The 16,631-nt window shown below is 41.2% G+C and carries 18 protein-coding genes and 1 other annotated feature; of the genes, 8 read left to right on the plus strand and 10 right to left on the minus strand.

Annotated elements, in window-relative coordinates; translation table 11 throughout:
* Nucleotides 1–2: 2 nt before the first annotated feature.
* The 8 genes from trpCF (at nucleotide 3) to F8B77_RS00865 (ending at nucleotide 7,098) form a co-directional block, all read left to right on the plus strand.
* Nucleotides 3–1,415, plus strand: a complete 1,413-nt coding sequence (gene trpCF / locus F8B77_RS00830) for a bifunctional indole-3-glycerol-phosphate synthase TrpC/phosphoribosylanthranilate isomerase TrpF (protein ID WP_151652883.1) — start codon at nucleotides 3–5, stop codon at nucleotides 1,413–1,415.
* Nucleotides 1,416–1,425: 10 nt separating this feature from the next.
* Nucleotides 1,426–2,616, plus strand: coding sequence for a tryptophan synthase subunit beta (gene trpB, locus F8B77_RS00835; RefSeq protein ID WP_151652885.1), 1,191 nt, complete (start codon nucleotides 1,426–1,428; stop codon nucleotides 2,614–2,616).
* Nucleotides 2,616–3,422 (plus strand): tryptophan synthase subunit alpha, encoded by an 807-nt coding sequence (gene trpA / locus F8B77_RS00840; protein WP_151652887.1) that lies wholly within the window; start codon nucleotides 2,616–2,618, stop codon nucleotides 3,420–3,422. The genes trpB and trpA overlap by 1 nt, the downstream gene beginning before the upstream one ends.
* A 340-nt stretch (nucleotides 3,423–3,762) precedes the next feature.
* Nucleotides 3,763–5,019, plus strand: a complete 1,257-nt coding sequence (locus tag F8B77_RS00845; protein ID WP_151652889.1) for a dicarboxylate/amino acid:cation symporter — start codon at nucleotides 3,763–3,765, stop codon at nucleotides 5,017–5,019.
* A 162-nt stretch (nucleotides 5,020–5,181) separates the two neighbouring features.
* Nucleotides 5,182–5,727: a septation protein A gene (locus F8B77_RS00850; protein WP_151652891.1), complete on the plus strand. Its 546-nt coding sequence runs from the start codon at nucleotides 5,182–5,184 to the stop codon at nucleotides 5,725–5,727.
* 155 nt (nucleotides 5,728–5,882) lie between these two features.
* Nucleotides 5,883–6,230 carry an acyl-CoA thioester hydrolase YciA gene (yciA, locus tag F8B77_RS00855; protein WP_242504788.1) on the plus strand — a complete coding sequence of 116 codons (348 nt, stop codon included), beginning with the start codon at nucleotides 5,883–5,885 and terminating at the stop codon, nucleotides 6,228–6,230.
* Between the two features lie 104 nt (nucleotides 6,231–6,334).
* Nucleotides 6,335–6,637 (plus strand): YciI family protein, encoded by a 303-nt coding sequence (locus F8B77_RS00860; RefSeq protein WP_151652895.1) that lies wholly within the window; start codon nucleotides 6,335–6,337, stop codon nucleotides 6,635–6,637.
* Between the two features lie 62 nt (nucleotides 6,638–6,699).
* On the plus strand, nucleotides 6,700–7,098 hold the full coding sequence (locus F8B77_RS00865; RefSeq protein WP_151652897.1) for a GspS/AspS pilotin family protein: 399 nt from the start codon (nucleotides 6,700–6,702) through the stop codon (nucleotides 7,096–7,098).
* A gap of 109 nt (nucleotides 7,099–7,207) precedes the next feature.
* Here the strand turns inward: F8B77_RS00865 and F8B77_RS00870 are convergent, their stop codons facing one another.
* The 10 genes from F8B77_RS00870 to hisG all read right to left on the minus strand — a co-directional run bounded on the left by F8B77_RS00870 (nucleotide 7,208) and on the right by hisG (nucleotide 16,325).
* Nucleotides 7,208–8,173 carry a class I SAM-dependent methyltransferase gene (locus F8B77_RS00870; RefSeq protein ID WP_151652899.1) on the minus strand — a complete coding sequence of 322 codons (966 nt, stop codon included), beginning with the start codon at nucleotides 8,171–8,173 and terminating at the stop codon, nucleotides 7,208–7,210.
* Nucleotides 8,170–8,856 carry a TIGR01621 family pseudouridine synthase gene (locus F8B77_RS00875; RefSeq protein ID WP_151652901.1) on the minus strand — a complete coding sequence of 229 codons (687 nt, stop codon included), beginning with the start codon at nucleotides 8,854–8,856 and terminating at the stop codon, nucleotides 8,170–8,172. The genes F8B77_RS00870 and F8B77_RS00875 overlap by 4 nt, the downstream gene beginning before the upstream one ends.
* A gap of 108 nt (nucleotides 8,857–8,964) precedes the next feature.
* Nucleotides 8,965–9,585, minus strand: coding sequence for a bifunctional phosphoribosyl-AMP cyclohydrolase/phosphoribosyl-ATP diphosphatase HisIE (gene hisIE, locus F8B77_RS00880; protein WP_151652903.1), 621 nt, complete (start codon nucleotides 9,583–9,585; stop codon nucleotides 8,965–8,967).
* Nucleotides 9,582–10,355, minus strand: coding sequence for an imidazole glycerol phosphate synthase subunit HisF (gene hisF, locus F8B77_RS00885; protein WP_151652905.1), 774 nt, complete (start codon nucleotides 10,353–10,355; stop codon nucleotides 9,582–9,584). The genes hisIE and hisF overlap by 4 nt, the downstream gene beginning before the upstream one ends.
* The gene (gene hisA, locus F8B77_RS00890) at nucleotides 10,337–11,074 is read right to left on the minus strand and encodes a 1-(5-phosphoribosyl)-5-[(5-phosphoribosylamino)methylideneamino]imidazole-4-carboxamide isomerase (protein ID WP_005418747.1); all 738 of its coding nucleotides are present in this window, start codon (nucleotides 11,072–11,074) and stop codon (nucleotides 10,337–10,339) included. Before hisA ends, hisF begins: the two co-directional genes overlap by 19 nt.
* 202 nt (nucleotides 11,075–11,276) lie before the next feature.
* Nucleotides 11,277–11,891: an imidazole glycerol phosphate synthase subunit HisH gene (gene hisH, locus F8B77_RS00895; RefSeq protein ID WP_151652907.1), complete on the minus strand. Its 615-nt coding sequence runs from the start codon at nucleotides 11,889–11,891 to the stop codon at nucleotides 11,277–11,279.
* Between the two features lie 8 nt (nucleotides 11,892–11,899).
* Nucleotides 11,900–12,973: a bifunctional histidinol-phosphatase/imidazoleglycerol-phosphate dehydratase HisB gene (gene hisB / locus F8B77_RS00900; RefSeq protein WP_151652909.1), complete on the minus strand. Its 1,074-nt coding sequence runs from the start codon at nucleotides 12,971–12,973 to the stop codon at nucleotides 11,900–11,902.
* 80 nt (nucleotides 12,974–13,053) lie between these two features.
* A complete protein-coding gene (gene hisC / locus F8B77_RS00905; protein ID WP_151652911.1) occupies nucleotides 13,054–14,094 on the minus strand; it encodes a histidinol-phosphate transaminase in 1,041 nt (346 codons plus the stop codon).
* A gap of 9 nt (nucleotides 14,095–14,103) precedes the next feature.
* Nucleotides 14,104–15,423, minus strand: a complete 1,320-nt coding sequence (gene hisD, locus F8B77_RS00910; RefSeq protein WP_151652913.1) for a histidinol dehydrogenase — start codon at nucleotides 15,421–15,423, stop codon at nucleotides 14,104–14,106.
* A gap of 5 nt (nucleotides 15,424–15,428) precedes the next feature.
* Nucleotides 15,429–16,325: an ATP phosphoribosyltransferase gene (gene hisG, locus F8B77_RS00915; protein WP_151652915.1), complete on the minus strand. Its 897-nt coding sequence runs from the start codon at nucleotides 16,323–16,325 to the stop codon at nucleotides 15,429–15,431.
* Nucleotides 16,326–16,391: 66 nt separating this feature from the next.
* Nucleotides 16,392–16,518 (minus strand) — a sequence feature (His leader region).
* Nucleotides 16,519–16,631 lie beyond the last annotated feature (113 nt).

Below are 16,631 nucleotides of genomic sequence, written 5' to 3' on the forward strand. Positions count from 1 at the left end.
AAATGACACAACAACTGTCTGAGCACATCTCAGTAGAAAACACTCAAATGGCTGAAGTGCTGGTAAAAATAGTCAAAGACAAAGCCATTTGGGTAAACGAGCGTAAAGAAAACCAGCCTCTTGAAACTTTTAAGTCTGGCCTAACAGACTCTGATCGCAGCTTTTATCAAGCATTAAAAACGGGCAAAACCGAGTTTATCCTTGAATGTAAAAAAGCATCGCCATCAAAAGGATTAATCCGACAAGATTTTGATCTTAACTACATAGCTTCAGTCTATAACAAGCACGCCAGTGCGATTTCTGTGTTAACGGACGAAAAGTATTTTCAAGGCAGTTTTGATTTCTTACCAATTATTCGTGACCAAGTTAATCAGCCTATTCTGTGCAAAGATTTTATGATTGATGCATACCAAGTGTATTTAGCTCGCCATTACGGGGCAGATGCGATTCTACTGATGCTTTCTGTGCTTAACGATGAAGAATACAAAGAGCTTGCAGAAGTCGCTCATTCATTTGGCATGGGTGTACTTACTGAAGTCAGTAATGAAGAAGAGTTACACAGAGCGGTTGCATTAGAAGCGCAAGTCATTGGTATTAACAACCGTAATCTACGTGATTTATCCACCGACTTGAACCGCACAAAAGAGCTTGCACCACTACTGCCAAAAGGCACAACCATTATTTCTGAGTCTGGTATCTATAACCATCAGCAAGTAAAAGATCTGGCTAAACATGCTACGGGATTTTTAATTGGTAGCTCACTAATGGCAGAAGACAATCTTGAACTGGCTGCACGAAAAGTGATCCTGGGTGAAAACAAAGTCTGTGGCTTAACGTCTGTTGAAGATGCAAAAGCAGTTTATGACTCGGGTGCCGTATATGGCGGGCTTATCTTTGTAGAAAAATCACCTCGCTTTGTTTCATTAGAGACAGCAAAAGCCATCACTCAAGCCACCGCATTAAATTATGTAGGCGTTTTCCAAAACGAGACTGTATCTACAATTGCACAACGAGCACATGAACTATCTCTTGATGTGGTTCAATTGCATGGCACAGAGAGTGAGGACTACATTGCAGAGCTAAAACTACAGCTACCAGCGGGTTGCCAAGTGTGGAATGTTATTTCTGTGTCAGATGACGCACAAAGCATTTCCCTTCCTCAAAGTCTTGCTGATAAAGTGTTGGTAGATTGTAAAGTTGGCACTCAAGCTGGTGGGACTGGCGTTAGTTTTGATTGGAGTAAACTGCCACATAACGACATTATGCTCGCCGGTGGCTTATCACTAGAGAATACCAAAAAAGCTGCGCAACTTGGCTGCTACGGATTAGATTTCAACTCAGGGGTCGAATCGGCACCTGGCAAAAAAGATCACAAAAAATTACGCGCCGTATTTAGCGCATTACGAGATTATTAAGGAAAATATCATGGCAAAATTAGATGCCTACTTCGGCGAATATGGTGGTCAATACGTTCCACAAATCTTAGTTCCAGCTCTTGATCAATTAGAACAAGCATTCATTGATGCACAAGCAGATGACGATTTCCGCGCTGAGTTTATGACGTTACTGCAAGAATACGCAGGTCGTCCTACTGCCCTAACGCTATGTCGTAACCTAACCAAGGGCACTAAAACGAAACTGTACTTAAAGCGTGAAGATTTACTGCACGGTGGCGCTCATAAAACTAACCAAGTATTAGGCCAGGCGCTACTTGCAAAACGCATGGGTAAAGAAGAAATCATAGCTGAAACTGGTGCAGGTCAACACGGCGTTGCAACTGCGCTTGCTTGTGCTCTGCTTGGCTTAAAGTGCCGTGTTTACATGGGCGCTAAAGACATTGAACGTCAAAGCCCAAATGTATTCCGTATGGAGCTAATGGGTGCAACAGTGATCCCTGTCCATTCTGGCTCTTCAACGCTAAAAGATGCCTGTAATGAAGCACTACGTGACTGGTCAGCAACCTACGAAACAGCACACTACCTATTAGGCACAGCTGCTGGCCCTCACCCATTCCCGACGATTGTTCGTGATTTCCAACGTATGATTGGTGAAGAAACAAAAATGCAGATCCTTGCGCGTGAAGGTCGACTTCCTGACGCAGTAATCGCATGTGTAGGTGGCGGTTCAAACGCCATTGGTATGTTTGCCGATTTCATTGAAGAAGAAAGTGTGAAATTAATTGGTGTAGAACCCGCAGGTAAAGGCATTGATACCGACCAACATGGCGCACCACTTAAACACGGTAAAACAGGTATCTTCTTTGGTATGAAAGCCCCACTAATGCAAGATGTGCATGGCCAAATTGAAGAGTCTTACTCTCTATCTGCAGGGCTTGATTTCCCATCTGTTGGCCCACAACACGCGCATTTAAATGCCATTGGTCGTGCTGAATATGGTTCAGTCACTGATGATGAAGCACTAGAGGCATTCCAAACCTTAGCAAAAGGCGAAGGCATTATTCCCGCATTAGAATCGTCTCATGCTCTGGCTTATGCACTTCAACTAGCGCATGCTGAACCAGAAAAAGAGCAGTTGTTAGTTGTTAACCTATCAGGCCGTGGTGACAAAGACATCTTCACTGTTCATGACATTCTAAAAGAAAAGGGAGAAATCTAATGGATCGTTACCAAGACCTATTTGCTAAATTAGCCGACAAAAACCAAGGTGCCTTTGTTCCTTTTGTAACCATTGGCGATCCAAACCCTGAGCTTTCTTATCAGATCATGGAAACCTTAATTGAAGCAGGTGCGGATGCGCTTGAGCTGGGCATTCCGTTTTCTGACCCCTTAGCGGATGGCCCTACTATTCAAGGCGCAAACATTCGTGCGCTAGACAGTCAAACAACACCAACAATTTGTTTTGAATTAATCTCAAAAATCCGAGCTAAATACCCTGAAACGCCAATTGGCCTATTGGTTTACGCGAACCTTGTGTTCGCAAATGGCATTAATACTTTCTATGCTAAATGCCAACAAGCTGGTGTAGATTCCGTGTTAATTGCAGATGTACCAACCAATGAGTCTGAAGAATTCAGAGCAAGCGCACTTAAGCATAATGTTCATCCAATCTTCATCGCACCACCATCAGCATCAGATGAAACGCTAGAAACCGTTGCTAAATTAGGTGGCGGTTACACTTACCTTCTTTCTCGTGCTGGTGTGACTGGTGCAGAAACCAAAGCAGGCATGCCTGTTGCTCAACTATTAGAGCGCTTAAACCAATTTGATGCGCCACCTGCTATCTTAGGTTTTGGTATTTCAGAGCCAGCACAAGTTGAAGAAGCGATTAAAGCGGGCGCAGCAGGGGCTATTTCTGGCTCTGCAACAGTAAAAATAATTGAACAATACCAAGATAACTCTACGGTATTACTTGAAGCCCTATCTTCTTTTACTACCGCAATGAAACTCGCAACACAAAAGTAACACTTACCTTTAATACCATTCTGAGGTAGTTTGGTATAAACCCTTCCTAAAAGAGCTCATTATGAGCTCTTTTTTTATCTACAATCAAAAAATATTGCTCTAAAACGTTAATTATCAATTAATAAAATAGAATAAAAAACCTAAAGCAATCGCTTGCCAACCAATTAAAGATACAAAAAAAACACAAAAATATTCATATAATGAAATCTACTTGATAAAAATGTTGATAGATGTAAATTTTACGTGTACAACAGCTACCGATATATTTAACTAACGAATAGCTCAGTAATAAGAGATAAAATCTACCTCTTGTTACAAAAATAACGCAGAGGTAAATAAAGTGTTGCAAAAGAAAGGACTTCTCAACAATATCGGTGTTCAAGTCGTTATTGCGATGATCGTAGGTACAATGGTTGGTGCAACAATGGGCCAATCTGCTACTATGTTCGCCCCACTAGGAACAATCTTCATTAACCTAATCAAAATGCTGGTTATCCCACTGGTTGCAGTCGCTCTTATTTCAGGTGCAGCAGGCTTAGGTAACAGTAGCAATGCAGGCAAAGTTGGTTTAACGACTTTAGGTTACTTTGGTATCACTTCAGCACTTGCTGTCGTACTTGCACTGTTCATGGGTGAAATTTTTGAACCGGGTAAAGGTATTGATGTTTCTGGCGTTGAAGGCATGTTCTCTACAGCTTACGCCTCTAAAGGTGAGTTACCTACTTTCTGGGCGACCATCACAGGCATGATCCCAACCAACGTTTTCCAATCATTAAATGAAGCAAACATTCTTCAGATCCTCGTTTTCTGCTTATTTTTTGGTATTGGTCTTTCTAAATTAGAAAAAAAACGCCGTGAACCAATGCTCAATGGTGTTAACGCTATTGTTGATATAATGGTTTGGATGATCAACAAAGTGATGATCATCGCTCCTATTGGTGTGTTTGGCTTAATGGCGGAAGCAGTCGGTACGTTTGGTTTCGGCGCTCTAATGGTCGTATTTAAACTGTTTATGGTTTATGTTGCCGCTATTTTTGTGTTTGGTTTTATCGTTTACCCGTTAATGGTAGGCCTATTAACTAAAACCTCAGCCAAGAAGTTCCTTCTTGCAATGAAAAAGCCACAGGCCGTTGCACTATCTACCGCCTCTTCAATGGCTACACTGCCAGTAACAATGGAAACCGTTGAGAAAGACCTAGGTGTTCGTAACTCTACCGCCTCATTTGTACTGCCTCTAGGTGCAACAATTAACATGTCTGGTAACGCTATTTACTACGGCTTAGTTGCTATCTTCTTTGCTCAACTGTTCAACATTGATCTGTCAATTGGTGCTTATGTAGCAATTATTGTGACATCAACACTGGGCGCTGTAGGTCAAGCTGGCGTACCAGGCCCTTCTTTCCTTGTTGTTGCGGTTCTTTTAGCAGCAGGTATTCCAATCGAAGGCCTGCCACTTCTATTCGCTCTAGACCGAATCTTTGACATGATCCGTACCGCACTTAACATCACTGGTGATGCTGCGTGTGCGGTAATTGTTGATTCGATGGTTGAAACGACAGAAACAATAGACATGCCTATTAAAAATAAAGAAGCGTAATATTCATTCTCTTTAAAAGATAATTAGGCCAAATCATATGAGTTGGCCTTTTCTTTTTCTATCTATTCCGAAAAAATGTAACAAGCAATTTTTAGCGATTCCCTCCCCTTTAAATTTTCGATACACTCGCTACATAATAAATTATTGGCTCAACCTATATATATGAAACAGATTTTAGATTTTATCCCACTGATCATCTTCTTCACCCTATACAAGATGTACGATATCTACACGGCAACAGGTGCACTAATCATTGCGACAGCAGTGCAGCTAGTTGTAACTTATGCTCTATATAAGAAAGTTGAAAAAATGCAGCTGATCACCTTCCTTATGGTGACAATATTTGGTGGTATGACGATATTCTTACATGATGACAACTTTATTAAATGGAAAGTAACCATTGTTTATTGTGTATTTGCAGCAGGTTTAATCGTTACCCACATTATTGGTAAACCAGTAATTAAAGGTATGTTAGGCAAAGAAGTGGCATTACCTGATGATAAATGGGCAAAGATAAATCACGCATGGGTACTGTTCTTTACGGTTTGTGCGATTGCCAACTTGTACGTTGCATTCGAAATGCCACTTGATGTATGGGTTAACTTTAAAGTCTTTGGCTTATTAGGCTTAACATTCTTATATACTCTATTTACAGGCATGTACGTCTATAAACACATGCCAAAAGAGAAAAAAGAAGAACAAGAATAGCTAAAACGATAATGATTAAGCCGTGTATACAACACGGCTTTTTTATGTGGTAAAATCGGCTTAACTTCATTTTAGTTGTATTGGAAACCACTTTGACAACCCCAGCTCACCTTGGACAAGCCCCTAAAGGCCAACTGCTTCTTCGTACTCTCTCTATGCCCGCTGACACCAACGCAAATGGTGATATTTTTGGTGGCTGGATTATGTCACAGCTTGATTTAGCTGGCGGTATTTTAGCCAAAGAAATTTCTGGGGGACGAATTGTCACTGTTTCAGTATCAAGTATTACCTTTAAAAAACCCGTAAAAGTAGGTGATGTAGTTTGTTGCTACGGCGAATGTGTGAAAATTGGTAATACTTCAATGTCAATTAATCTTGAGGTATGGGTTAAGCCAATTAAAGAGCACGGTGTTGGAGATCGCTTTATGGTTTGTGACGCTACTTTTAATTATGTTGCGATAGATTCGAGTGGAAAACCGCGTCCAATCCCTAAAACTGCGTAGTTATTAGAATTTTTCTGATTAATTCATAAAAAGCTCTGGTTTATGGCTAGAGCTTTTTTTATGATGGTTAAATCAATGACGATACAAAATAAAAGGACTCAGCTATGTGGTATGTAATCTTTTCTCAAGATGTTGAAAACAGTTTAGACCGTCGTTTAAGTGTTCGTGAAAAACATCTAGAGCGCCTTACCCTGCTACAAAATGAAGGTCGTTTATTAGTGGCAGGACCAATGCCAGCAATCGATTCAGAAAACCCAGGAGAAGCAGGCTTTACTGGATCCACAGTTATTGCAGAATTTGACTCATTAGATGCAGCCAAAGAATGGGCAAATAACGACCCATATATTGATGCTGGAGTGTATGCGAACGTCATCGTAAAACCATTTAAAAAAGTGCTTCCAGCTTAACAATTAATCGCTTCTACTTCGCTATAGCTAATCGCTAAAACCCATTACTAAAAAGAAATATAATGAAAAAAATTATTCTTACCGCGTTAAGTTCAATCCTGCTTTCAGGTTGTGCTTCGAACGAACAGCAACAAGAAATAGAGATGTTGGCGGATTATCGCGCCAGCATCCTTGCAAGTAACGTTCCCCTAGACATGGGACCACTCACCTTAATTCAAGTAAAAGAGAAACAAGGTGTGGTTGAAATGGTATTTTTAGATGGCGGTAATGGCGAGGTTAGTACCACGCAAATTATCGAGAATAGCATCACGACTTACTGCAAAGACCAAGAAATCCGTCCTGTACTAGAAAAAGGCGTTTCATATCGTTATCTAATTCGTAATTCTCGTGGCCAAAAACAAAATGATATTTTAGTCACAGAGCAATCTTGTTTAGATAGAGAACAAATGATCGACAAGTAATAGCCTTAAATACAATAAACACAAAGCCCTCTCACTAAGTATAAGTGAGAGGGCTTTTTCTAAGCTGGTATAACTTATATCGTAATACCAATGTAGCTAATTAGCTTATCTAGCGTGTAAAACGCATCACTTTTAAGCCGCTTTCAGGATTAATATCTGCAAACTCTGGCGGGTTATCTAAACGCTCTATAAACATCAGCTCTGGCGCTTCTTCAGCCATACCATCAATCAGGAAGTCAGTAGATACCGCTGGCGAATTCACACAAGCTAACACTTCACCCGTTTCACTCAATAAACTTGGTAAACGACGTAAGATCTTTTGATAATCTTTAGTCAATGCAAAGCTGCCTTTTTGAAAACTTGGCGGATCTATGATAATCAGATCATACAAGCCAAGTTTCTTAATCTTACCCCACGACTTAAAAATATCATGACCCAAGAATTTAACTTTAGACAGATCATGATCATTTAAACGGTGGTTATCACGACCACGGCTCAACGGCCCTTTTGCCATATCTAAATTAACCACTTGAGTCGCGCCACCCGCAATCGCAGCAACAGAAAAGCCACACGTATACGCAAACAAGTTTAATACTGATTTGCCTTCACTGTGCGCTTGAACCCATTCACGACCATAGCGCATATCTAAAAATAGCCCCATGTTCTGGTTCTTTTTAAGCTCTAACTGATATTTTAGGCCATTTTCAACTGCAACAGGGAAAGTATCTTCACTGCCCCACACCACTTGAGTGGGTGCTAATTCTTGATAACGATGTTGCAATAAAATGGCTTGGCCTTTAGCATTTTTCCATGTATCAGATCCGGCAAACGCGTGTAGCTTTGATTCTAGAGCTTCAACAAAAGTAGGCTCTTGCTCTTTAAATAACGCCACCACTAGTTGACCTTGAGAGCTTTGACTTTGAGAACCCTGACCTTGAAGCCAATCAACGGTAAGCTGTTCTAAGCCTTCAAAGCATTGACCACGGCCATGAAATAAACGACGAAGCTCATTCTGTGGGGTTACTAGCTGTACTTCTAAGTGAGTAAATAAGGTATCTAATGCTTCTATCTTCATGATTTCTTCTTAATCTCTGGCCAAGTTAATGTCCACGGTGTTTGCCACTGCGCTAATCCTGCTTGAATGGTGTCATCTTGCCACTCATCGCCTTGCTTTGGTGTTTCAACAAATTCAAATGCTTGCTCTTGATAAGTAAAGCGTAAAGCATACGCATGAAGATAGCCACGATCTGCTTTAGATGAGCTATAAATTGAATCACCCAAAATACCTGATCCCACACTCTTTAATGCGACTCGAATTTGATGAGTTTTACCAGTATGGGGCTTACATAAAAATAGACGATTGCCATTATGTGCAGCCGTTGAGAAAAACTGAGTAATTGCAGGGTTTTCTTTACTGTTAATGAGCTTCCATGACGCTCTACGTGAACGTTCCATATCGCCAATAACCAGACCTTGTTTTTTCTTAGGCTTTTTATCACCAATAGCGAGGTAATATTTTTCAACCAAACGCTTTGCGAACAATTGTGATAATTCACTTGCAGCAGACTGATTACGACCAATCAACAATAGTCCTGATGTCATCTTGTCTAAACGATGAATTAAATAAAGCTGTTTATCACCAGTAACTTTAGCTAACTCAATCAATAATGAGGTTTCACCATCATCTTTATGAACACTGATGTTTGGGTGCTTATTTATAGCAAGAAAATCTGAATTTTGATAAAGGATATCGAACATTGGCGCTCCTAAAATTGAGCGCAGAGTATAGCGAGGATGGTATCTCAATTCCAATAAAAACGCCGATCAGATGACCGACGTTGAATTATTATTTGCAATTAAAGAGGCTTACTTATGACGTTCTTTCAGTTTATTGATCACATCATCGAACGATAGACCTTGATCTTGAAGTAGAACAAACAGGTGATATATTAAATCGGCTGATTCACACACTAACTCCGCCTTGTCACCCGACGTCGCTGCAAGCGCGACTTCAACGCCTTCTTCACCAACTTTCTGCGAAATACGTTTGGTGCCACGGGCATAGAGACTTGCGGTGTAAGATGAGTCAGGATCAGCATTCTTACGCTCGGCAAGTAGCTGTTCCAACTGATGAAGCCACACCAATTGTGTTTCTTCGGTTTTATCACCATCCCAACACGTAGTGGTTCCTGTATGGCACGTTGGACCAACAGGGTTTACTTTAATAAGCAGAGTATCGTTATCGCAATCTAGAGAGATATTTACCAGATTTAAACTGTTCCCCGACTCTTCACCTTTGGTCCATAAACGGTTTTTAGTGCGAGAGAAAAACGTGACTTTTTCTGTCTCTAGCGTTTTCGCCAAGGCTTCTTGGTTCATGTAACCCATCATCAATACTTGGCTTGAACCAAAATCTTGAATAATAGCAGGCACTAAACCATCCACTTTTTCCCAATCAATTCGTGTTACTAATTCTTGTTGGCTCATCGGCGTACCTCTACATCCTGTTCGGCTAAATATTCTTTCAATTCACCAATATTGATGATTTGTTTGTGAAATACTGACGCTGCTAACGCACCATCAACATTGGTTGTTTTATAAGCATCCGCAAAGTGAACCATTTCACCTGCACCACCTGACGCAATTAATGGAACATGGCACACTTCTCGTACCATTTTCAATTGTTCTAAATCGTAACCATTACGAACGCCATCTTGGTTCATCATGTTTAGTACGATTTCGCCTGCTCCGCGTTTTTGAACTTCTTGCACCCAATCTTTGGTTTCCCATTTGGTTGCTTTGGTACGCTCTTCATCACCAGTAAATTGATAAACTTGGTATTTACCCGTTTCTTTATCAAAGTAAGAATCAATACCCACGACGATGCACTGAACACCAAATTTATCGGCAAGTTCTGTGATAAGTTCTGGGTTCGCTAATGCAGGAGAGTTAATTGATACTTTGTCCGCACCAAACTCTAAAATCTTCGCCGCATCTTCTGCCGTTTTAATACCACCTGCCACACAGAATGGAATATCAATCACTTCAGCAACGCGTGCGACCCAGCTTTTATCGACGACGCGACCATCACTTGATGCGGTAATATCATAAAAAACCAACTCATCGGCGCCTTCTTCTGCGTAACGCTGCGCTAACGGAACGATATCACCAATAATTTCATGGTTACGAAATTGAACGCCTTTGACCACTTGTCCATCTTTAACATCAAGACAAGGAATTATTCGCTTTGCCAACATTGGAATGCCTCCTCTGCGGTAAACTTGCCATCAAGAAGTGCTCGACCGACAATGACACCAGCAACACCAGAGCCTTTAAGCGCAGCGATATCATCTAATGAACCAATGCCACCTGATGATTGGAATTGCACTTGTGGGTACTGTTTGCATAGGTCTACGTACAGTTCTACATTCGATCCTTGCAACGTACCATCGCGTGATATGTCAGTACATAACACGTGCTTAAGACCAACGGTTAGGTAATCTTCAAGCAGCGCTTCAATCGTTACGCCTGAGTCTTCTTGCCAGCCTGAAATAGCAACGTTACGGGTGCCGTTTTCATCAATGTTAATATCTAGCGCTAATACGATTTTTTCTGCGCCGTATTTTTCCATCCAACCTTTGACTAATTCTGGCTGTTTTACTGCTGTTGATCCAACAACCACACGCTGTGCACCAGCGTTTAATAAATCTTGTACGTCTGCTTCATTACGTACGCCACCACCAATTTGGATATTGGCTGGGGTACTTGCTAACAAACGTGCAATCAAATCCAATTGACGCGCTGTTGTGTCTTTTGCGCCCGTTAAATCAACAAGGTGCAACCAATTAGCGCCTGCTTGGTGATACAAATTGAACTGTTCAGCCGGATCAACTTTGTATTCTGTTACTTGCCCGTAGTCACCTTGAAAAAGACGAACTACTTGGCCTTCAATTAAATCTAATGCTGGAATGATCATTCTAATTCCTTTTAGCTCTCACTCGTGGAGAGTCCTATTTCTTTTTTAATTCTATCGCTGCTAAAAGATTTAGGATTCAGGGCGCTTCGCTTGCAGGTTTCAGGGTAGTTGTTGTGATATTAGGATTAACCCCTACCCACCCCTGAAACCTTTAAGGGAGCTTGCGACCGATCTGAACCCTTTCTATTCTGAACCCTGCCCTTTACAACTCCAAAAAGTTCTGAATAAGCTTTGAACCCACTTTACTTGAACGCTCTGGGTGAAACTGAACACCGTAATAATTGCCCGCTTGCAGTGCAGCGGTGAACGGTTGTCCATAGTCACACGAGGCTATGGTATAATCACCCACTTGCATGCCAAAGCTGTGTACAAAGTAAAAGTAACTGTTCTCTGGAATGTCTTTAAACAGCGGATGATCTTCGGCAGATTTAATTGTATTCCAACCCATGTGAGGCAGTGGTAAATCACCTGTTTGAAGCTTACGAACTTCGCCATCACATAAGCCTAAACAGTCCACAATTTGATCTGCTTTTTGGCCTTTCTCTTCAGAAAGTTTACCCAGCAGCTGCATGCCTAAACAAATACCCAATAGCGGCTTTTCAACTTGTTTAACCAACTCAATAAGATCTCGTTCAGCCAAGTTTTTCATCGCTTCACTTGCTGTGCCAACACCCGGTAAAAACAACTTACCTGCCGCTAAAACAACTTGCGGATCACGGCTTATCCTAACCTCATAACCTAAACGCTCAATCGCAAATCTCACTGATGAAACGTTAGAGCAGCCCGTATCAATAATAACGACATTTTGCTTTGTCATAGTCACTCCTACAATACGCCTTTTGAGCTTGGCAGTTCATTGCCTTCTACTTTAATCGCTTGGCGTAAAGTACGACCAAACGCTTTAAATAGGCTTTCAATAATGTGATGATCATTATGACCTGCAGAAGAGAGGTGGAGCGTACAAGCAAGAGTATCAGTTAGAGAGCGGAAGAAGTGAACCACCATTTCTGTTGATAAGTCACCTACTTGATCACGACTAAATTTGGCATCAAATTTCAGATATGGACGACCTGATAAATCCAGCGCACATTGTGCTAAACACTCATCCATTGGTAAGCTAAAACCAAAGCGGCCAATGCCACGTTTGTCACCCAAGGCTTCTTTTAATGCTTCGCCCAGTGCAAGAGCCGTATCTTCAATAGTGTGGTGATCATCAATGTGTAAGTCGCCCTCTACATTGATCTTCATTTGGAAACCGCCGTGCGTAGCAATTTGATCAAGCATGTGATCAAAGAAACCAAGACCAGTACTGATCTCATTGCCACCCTGCTCATCCAAATTAACAAACACTTTAATGTCCGTTTCTTTGGTGGTACGTATTACTTCTGCAGTACGTGCATTTACGGTCAGATCTTTTAAGATCGCAGGCCAATTCATTGTCTCAGGGTGATATTGAATACCACGGATCGCCATGTTCTCAGCCAATTGAAGATCCGTTTGGCGATCACCAATCACGACTGAGTGTTGAAAATCCACTTTTCCACCTTGAAGATACTCTTTAACCATACCCAATTTAGGTTTACGGCATGAGCAGTTGTCTTCTTCAAAGTGAGGACAGATCAGAACATCATCAAATTTAACGCCTTGCGATTCAAAAAACGCCATCATCATATTGTGTGGCGCATCGAACTCATCTTGTGGGTAGCTATCTGTCCCTAAACCGTCTTGATTGGTTACCATCACTAAACGGTAACCGGCATCTTGAAGAGAAAGTAGAGATGGAATAACCAAAGGCTCAAACTTTAGCTTATCTAAGCGGTCTACTTGGAAATCCACCGGCGGCTCAACAATTAAGGTGCCATCACGATCGATAAATAAAATCTTTTGTTGTTTGCTCACAGGAACGTCCTTTTAATTTTTCTTTTTTTAATTTTATCCCCAACGCCTTATTCCTAAGCTTGAAGGATAAATGATACCAATCACAGTAATTGATTACGGATAAAGCCCAATGTTTTTTCACATTCTTCGCGATTACCCACACTAATACGTACACAATCTTTAATTGGCGAATTACGTAAAATAATGCCGTGATCCCATGCGGCTTTAAATATGGCATCACCATCCGTAAACTTCACTAACAGGTAGTTACCCCAACCTTCATAAACGGTAACACCCGGTAAGACCATTAATCCTGCTTGTAAATAAGCACGATTTGCACTTAAATCAAGCATTTGGTATTTCATGCGAGCTAAACCGGCTTCAGATAAGGCTTGAGTAGCAATCTCAGCCACAGGAACTGGCACTGGGTATGGCGCAATCACTTTAAGTAATACATTAATCAGTTCTTCATTTGCTAATGTAAAACCACAGCGTAACCCCGCTAATGCAAAGGCTTTAGACAACGTACGTAAGATAGCAAGGTGTGGATAATCAGCCAGTAAATCGACCGTAGATTTCTCCATACAAAAATCGATGTAAGCTTCATCCATAACAACAATGGCGCGATCTTTTGTCATCTCAAGCAATGAAAGAATGTCTTTACGATTAACGATGTTGCCTGTTGGGTTATTTGGACTACACACAAACACAACTTTGACGTTTTCTAAGCTTGCTTCTATTGCTGGAAGATCTAGCTGCCAATCAGAAGTAAGTGGCACCGTTTTAGTCTCTACACCAATCGTTTCTGCACTGATTGAGTACATGCCATAAGTTGGTGGACAATATAAAATCGCATCTTCATTTGGCTCACAGAACGCACGAACTAATAATTCAATGCCTTCATCAGCACCGCGTGACGTTAGCACTTGCTCTGACCTTACATTTGCGTAAGCCGCATAAGCATTAATTAGCTCTGGTGGTTGACATTCGCTGTAACGATTAAGGCGTGCAAAATTGAATTTGTATTCATTATCAAATGGAGATTCATTGGCGTTTAACCACACATCCCCTGTACCACCAATGCGGCGGGCTGAGAGATAAGGCGTTAATGCTTGCACTTGTTTTCTGGCTAACTTTTCCATCATGAATTCCTATTGATTCGTATCTAGCTGATTAGCTTCTAACTTAGCTAACTTTTCAATTCTGATTGTAACCGCTCGTTTGTGAGCATCAAGCCCTTCAGCTTCTGCCATTGTGACTACCGTTGAAGCTAAACCTTTTAAACCATCTGCAGTCAACTCTTGTACCGTCATACGTTTAGAGAAATCCGCAAGACCTAAGCTGGAATAGGTTCGCGTATAACCGTAAGTAGGCAATACATGGTTGGTCCCTGATGCGTAATCCCCAGCTGATTCAGGAGAATAATCTCCTAAGAATATAGAACCTGCATTATCTAGCAATGGCAATAATTCACGAGGATTTTTGGTTTGAACAATTAAGTGCTCAGGACCATAAAAGTTTGAGATTGAAACACATTGTGTTAGTGAATCAGCAATAATTAACAAACTAGAAGCGAGTGCTTGACGAGCAATATCTGAACGAGTCAGCGCTTTCAATTGTCGATCTATTGCATCTGCAACCTGATCTGCAATGATCGGAGATGGAGTCACTAATACAACTTGTGAATCAGGTCCGTGCTCAGCTTGACTTAAGAGATCAGCAGCAATGAAATCAGGATCAGCAGTTTCATCGGCAATAACCAAAACTTCTGATGGGCCAGCTGGCATATCTATCGCAGCACCACGAAAATCATTGGATACCTGACGCTTAGCTTCGGTTACGTATGCGTTACCTGGGCCAAAAATCTTATCCACTTTAGACACCGATTTTGTACCATACGCCATGGCCGCAACCGCTTGTGCACCACCAATGTTGTACACTTCATCAATCTTACACAGTTTAGCGACATACAAAATTTCATCGGCGATTGGCGGAGGTGAACACAATACCACTTTTTGGCATCCGGCAATTTGTGCAGGGATGCCTAACATTAATACCGTTGATGGTAATGGCGCACTGCCGCCAGGGATATAAAGACCCACTTTATTGATCGGCATGGTGATTTGTTCACACACCACGCCCGGTTGAGTTTCTACTTTTATTGGTTGTGGCTTTTGTGCTTTGTGAAACTTAGAGATATTACTATACGCTTGTTGTAGCGCCGCTTTCATCTCTTCAGATAAACGTTCACTTGCCGCATCAATCTCTGATTTAGAGACTCGAATCGAATCAGGTTTTACACCATCAAACTTTTCGGTTAAGGCCAATACGCCTGCATCGCCTTCTTGTTTAACCGTATTAATGACATTGGTTACCGAAGCAGTAATATTTGCCCCCTCAGTAATCGCAGGGCGTTGTAGTACTGTATTTTGTTGTGAGTCACTGAGTGTTTGCCAAACTAGAGTTTTCATAATGGTTACTCCATCATCTTCTCAATTGGCAATACAAGAATAGAGCTCGCACCCAGTGCTTTTAGCTGTTCCATTGTTTCCCAGAATAGATTTTCTGTGCTTACTAAGTGAACGGCTACTTTTGCACCATCACTTGATAGAGGAAGTACTGTTGGATCTTCTGCTCCTGGAAGTAGTGATTTAATCGCTTCTAATTTATCTGTTGGTGCGTGTAGCATGATGTACTTAGATTCTTTGGCTTGAATACAACCTTGCATGCGTGTCAGTAGCTTTTCAATTAGCGCGGATTTATCCGCATCGAACTCACCTTGACGTTGAATTAGGGTTGCTTTAGAGCGGAAAATTACTTCTGCTTCTTTTAAGCCATTGGCTTCTAGCGTTGCGCCAGTTGAAACTAAATCAGCAATTGCATCAGAAAGACCAGCGCGAGGAGCAACTTCAACAGAGCCGTTTAGAATACAGGTAGAAAATGGAATGCCTTGTTGGTCCATAAAGCTTTTAAGCAGCCGAGGGTAAGTCGTTGCAATACGCTTACCAGCGAGATCTTGTGGGCCATTGTACGTTTCATCTTTATCAATAGCGATAGATAGACGACAACCACCAAAATCTAAACGACGTAGAGCTGTAAATGCTGAAGGCTCACCAAGCGCTTTACGCTCTAAACGTACTTCTTCAAGCTCGTTTTCACCAATCACACCTAAATCGACCACACCATCCATGATTAAGCTTGGAATATCATCATCACGAACTAACAATAAATCAATTGGCATATTTTCAGAATGAACAACCAGACGCTCACCCGATATGTTAAATTTCATGCCGCAGCGCTTAAATAACTCTTGGCACTCTTTAGATAAACGGCCTTTCTTTTGAATCGCGATGCGTAGACGTTGTGATGACATAATTTCTTCCTTGTAAAAATGTAATTCTAAATTTGTGGTAGCTATTTGTTTAATTTTGGTCATAAAACGAAAAAACCCTCAGAAGTTTTACCTTCCGAGGGTTTGAAATTGTATTCACCGGAAGGAAATTCTAATTGCCTTCCCGGATATGCATATCCTCCCGAAAGACTACTCAGGATGATGGTGATGATGAATGTTCAGACCTTGAATACGCATAATTATAAACCTTTAGTAACAAATTGATTTTGTTTTTAACCTTGTAAACACATTATCAAACTGTGGTTTTATTTCAACAAAAAAGATCAT

This window comes from Aliivibrio finisterrensis (assembly GCF_008933155.1).
Taxonomy (GTDB): Bacteria; Pseudomonadota; Gammaproteobacteria; order Enterobacterales; family Vibrionaceae; genus Aliivibrio; species Aliivibrio finisterrensis.

Bases quoted from the DNA above. Each gene is read 5' to 3' on its own strand.
- trpCF (WP_151652883.1), top strand. From the start codon at position 3: ATGACACAACAACTGTCTGAGCACATCTCAGTAGAAAACACTCAAATG.
- trpB (WP_151652885.1), top strand. From the start codon at position 1,426: ATGGCAAAATTAGATGCCTACTTCGGCGAATATGGTGGTCAATACGTT.
- trpA (WP_151652887.1), top strand. From the start codon at position 2,616: ATGGATCGTTACCAAGACCTATTTGCTAAATTAGCCGACAAAAACCAA.
- F8B77_RS00850 (WP_151652891.1), top strand. From the start codon at position 5,182: ATGAAACAGATTTTAGATTTTATCCCACTGATCATCTTCTTCACCCTA.
- yciA (WP_242504788.1), top strand. From the start codon at position 5,883: ATGCCCGCTGACACCAACGCAAATGGTGATATTTTTGGTGGCTGGATT.
- F8B77_RS00860 (WP_151652895.1), top strand. From the start codon at position 6,335: ATGTGGTATGTAATCTTTTCTCAAGATGTTGAAAACAGTTTAGACCGT.
- F8B77_RS00865 (WP_151652897.1), top strand. From the start codon at position 6,700: ATGAAAAAAATTATTCTTACCGCGTTAAGTTCAATCCTGCTTTCAGGT.
- F8B77_RS00870 (WP_151652899.1), bottom strand. From the start codon at position 8,173: ATGAAGATAGAAGCATTAGATACCTTATTTACTCACTTAGAAGTACAG.
- F8B77_RS00875 (WP_151652901.1), bottom strand. From the start codon at position 8,856: ATGTTCGATATCCTTTATCAAAATTCAGATTTTCTTGCTATAAATAAG.
- hisIE (WP_151652903.1), bottom strand. From the start codon at position 9,585: ATGAGCCAACAAGAATTAGTAACACGAATTGATTGGGAAAAAGTGGAT.
- hisF (WP_151652905.1), bottom strand. From the start codon at position 10,355: ATGTTGGCAAAGCGAATAATTCCTTGTCTTGATGTTAAAGATGGACAA.
- hisA (WP_005418747.1), bottom strand. From the start codon at position 11,074: ATGATCATTCCAGCATTAGATTTAATTGAAGGCCAAGTAGTTCGTCTT.
- hisH (WP_151652907.1), bottom strand. From the start codon at position 11,891: ATGACAAAGCAAAATGTCGTTATTATTGATACGGGCTGCTCTAACGTT.
- hisC (WP_151652911.1), bottom strand. From the start codon at position 14,094: ATGGAAAAGTTAGCCAGAAAACAAGTGCAAGCATTAACGCCTTATCTC.
- hisD (WP_151652913.1), bottom strand. From the start codon at position 15,423: ATGAAAACTCTAGTTTGGCAAACACTCAGTGACTCACAACAAAATACA.
- hisG (WP_151652915.1), bottom strand. From the start codon at position 16,325: ATGTCATCACAACGTCTACGCATCGCGATTCAAAAGAAAGGCCGTTTA.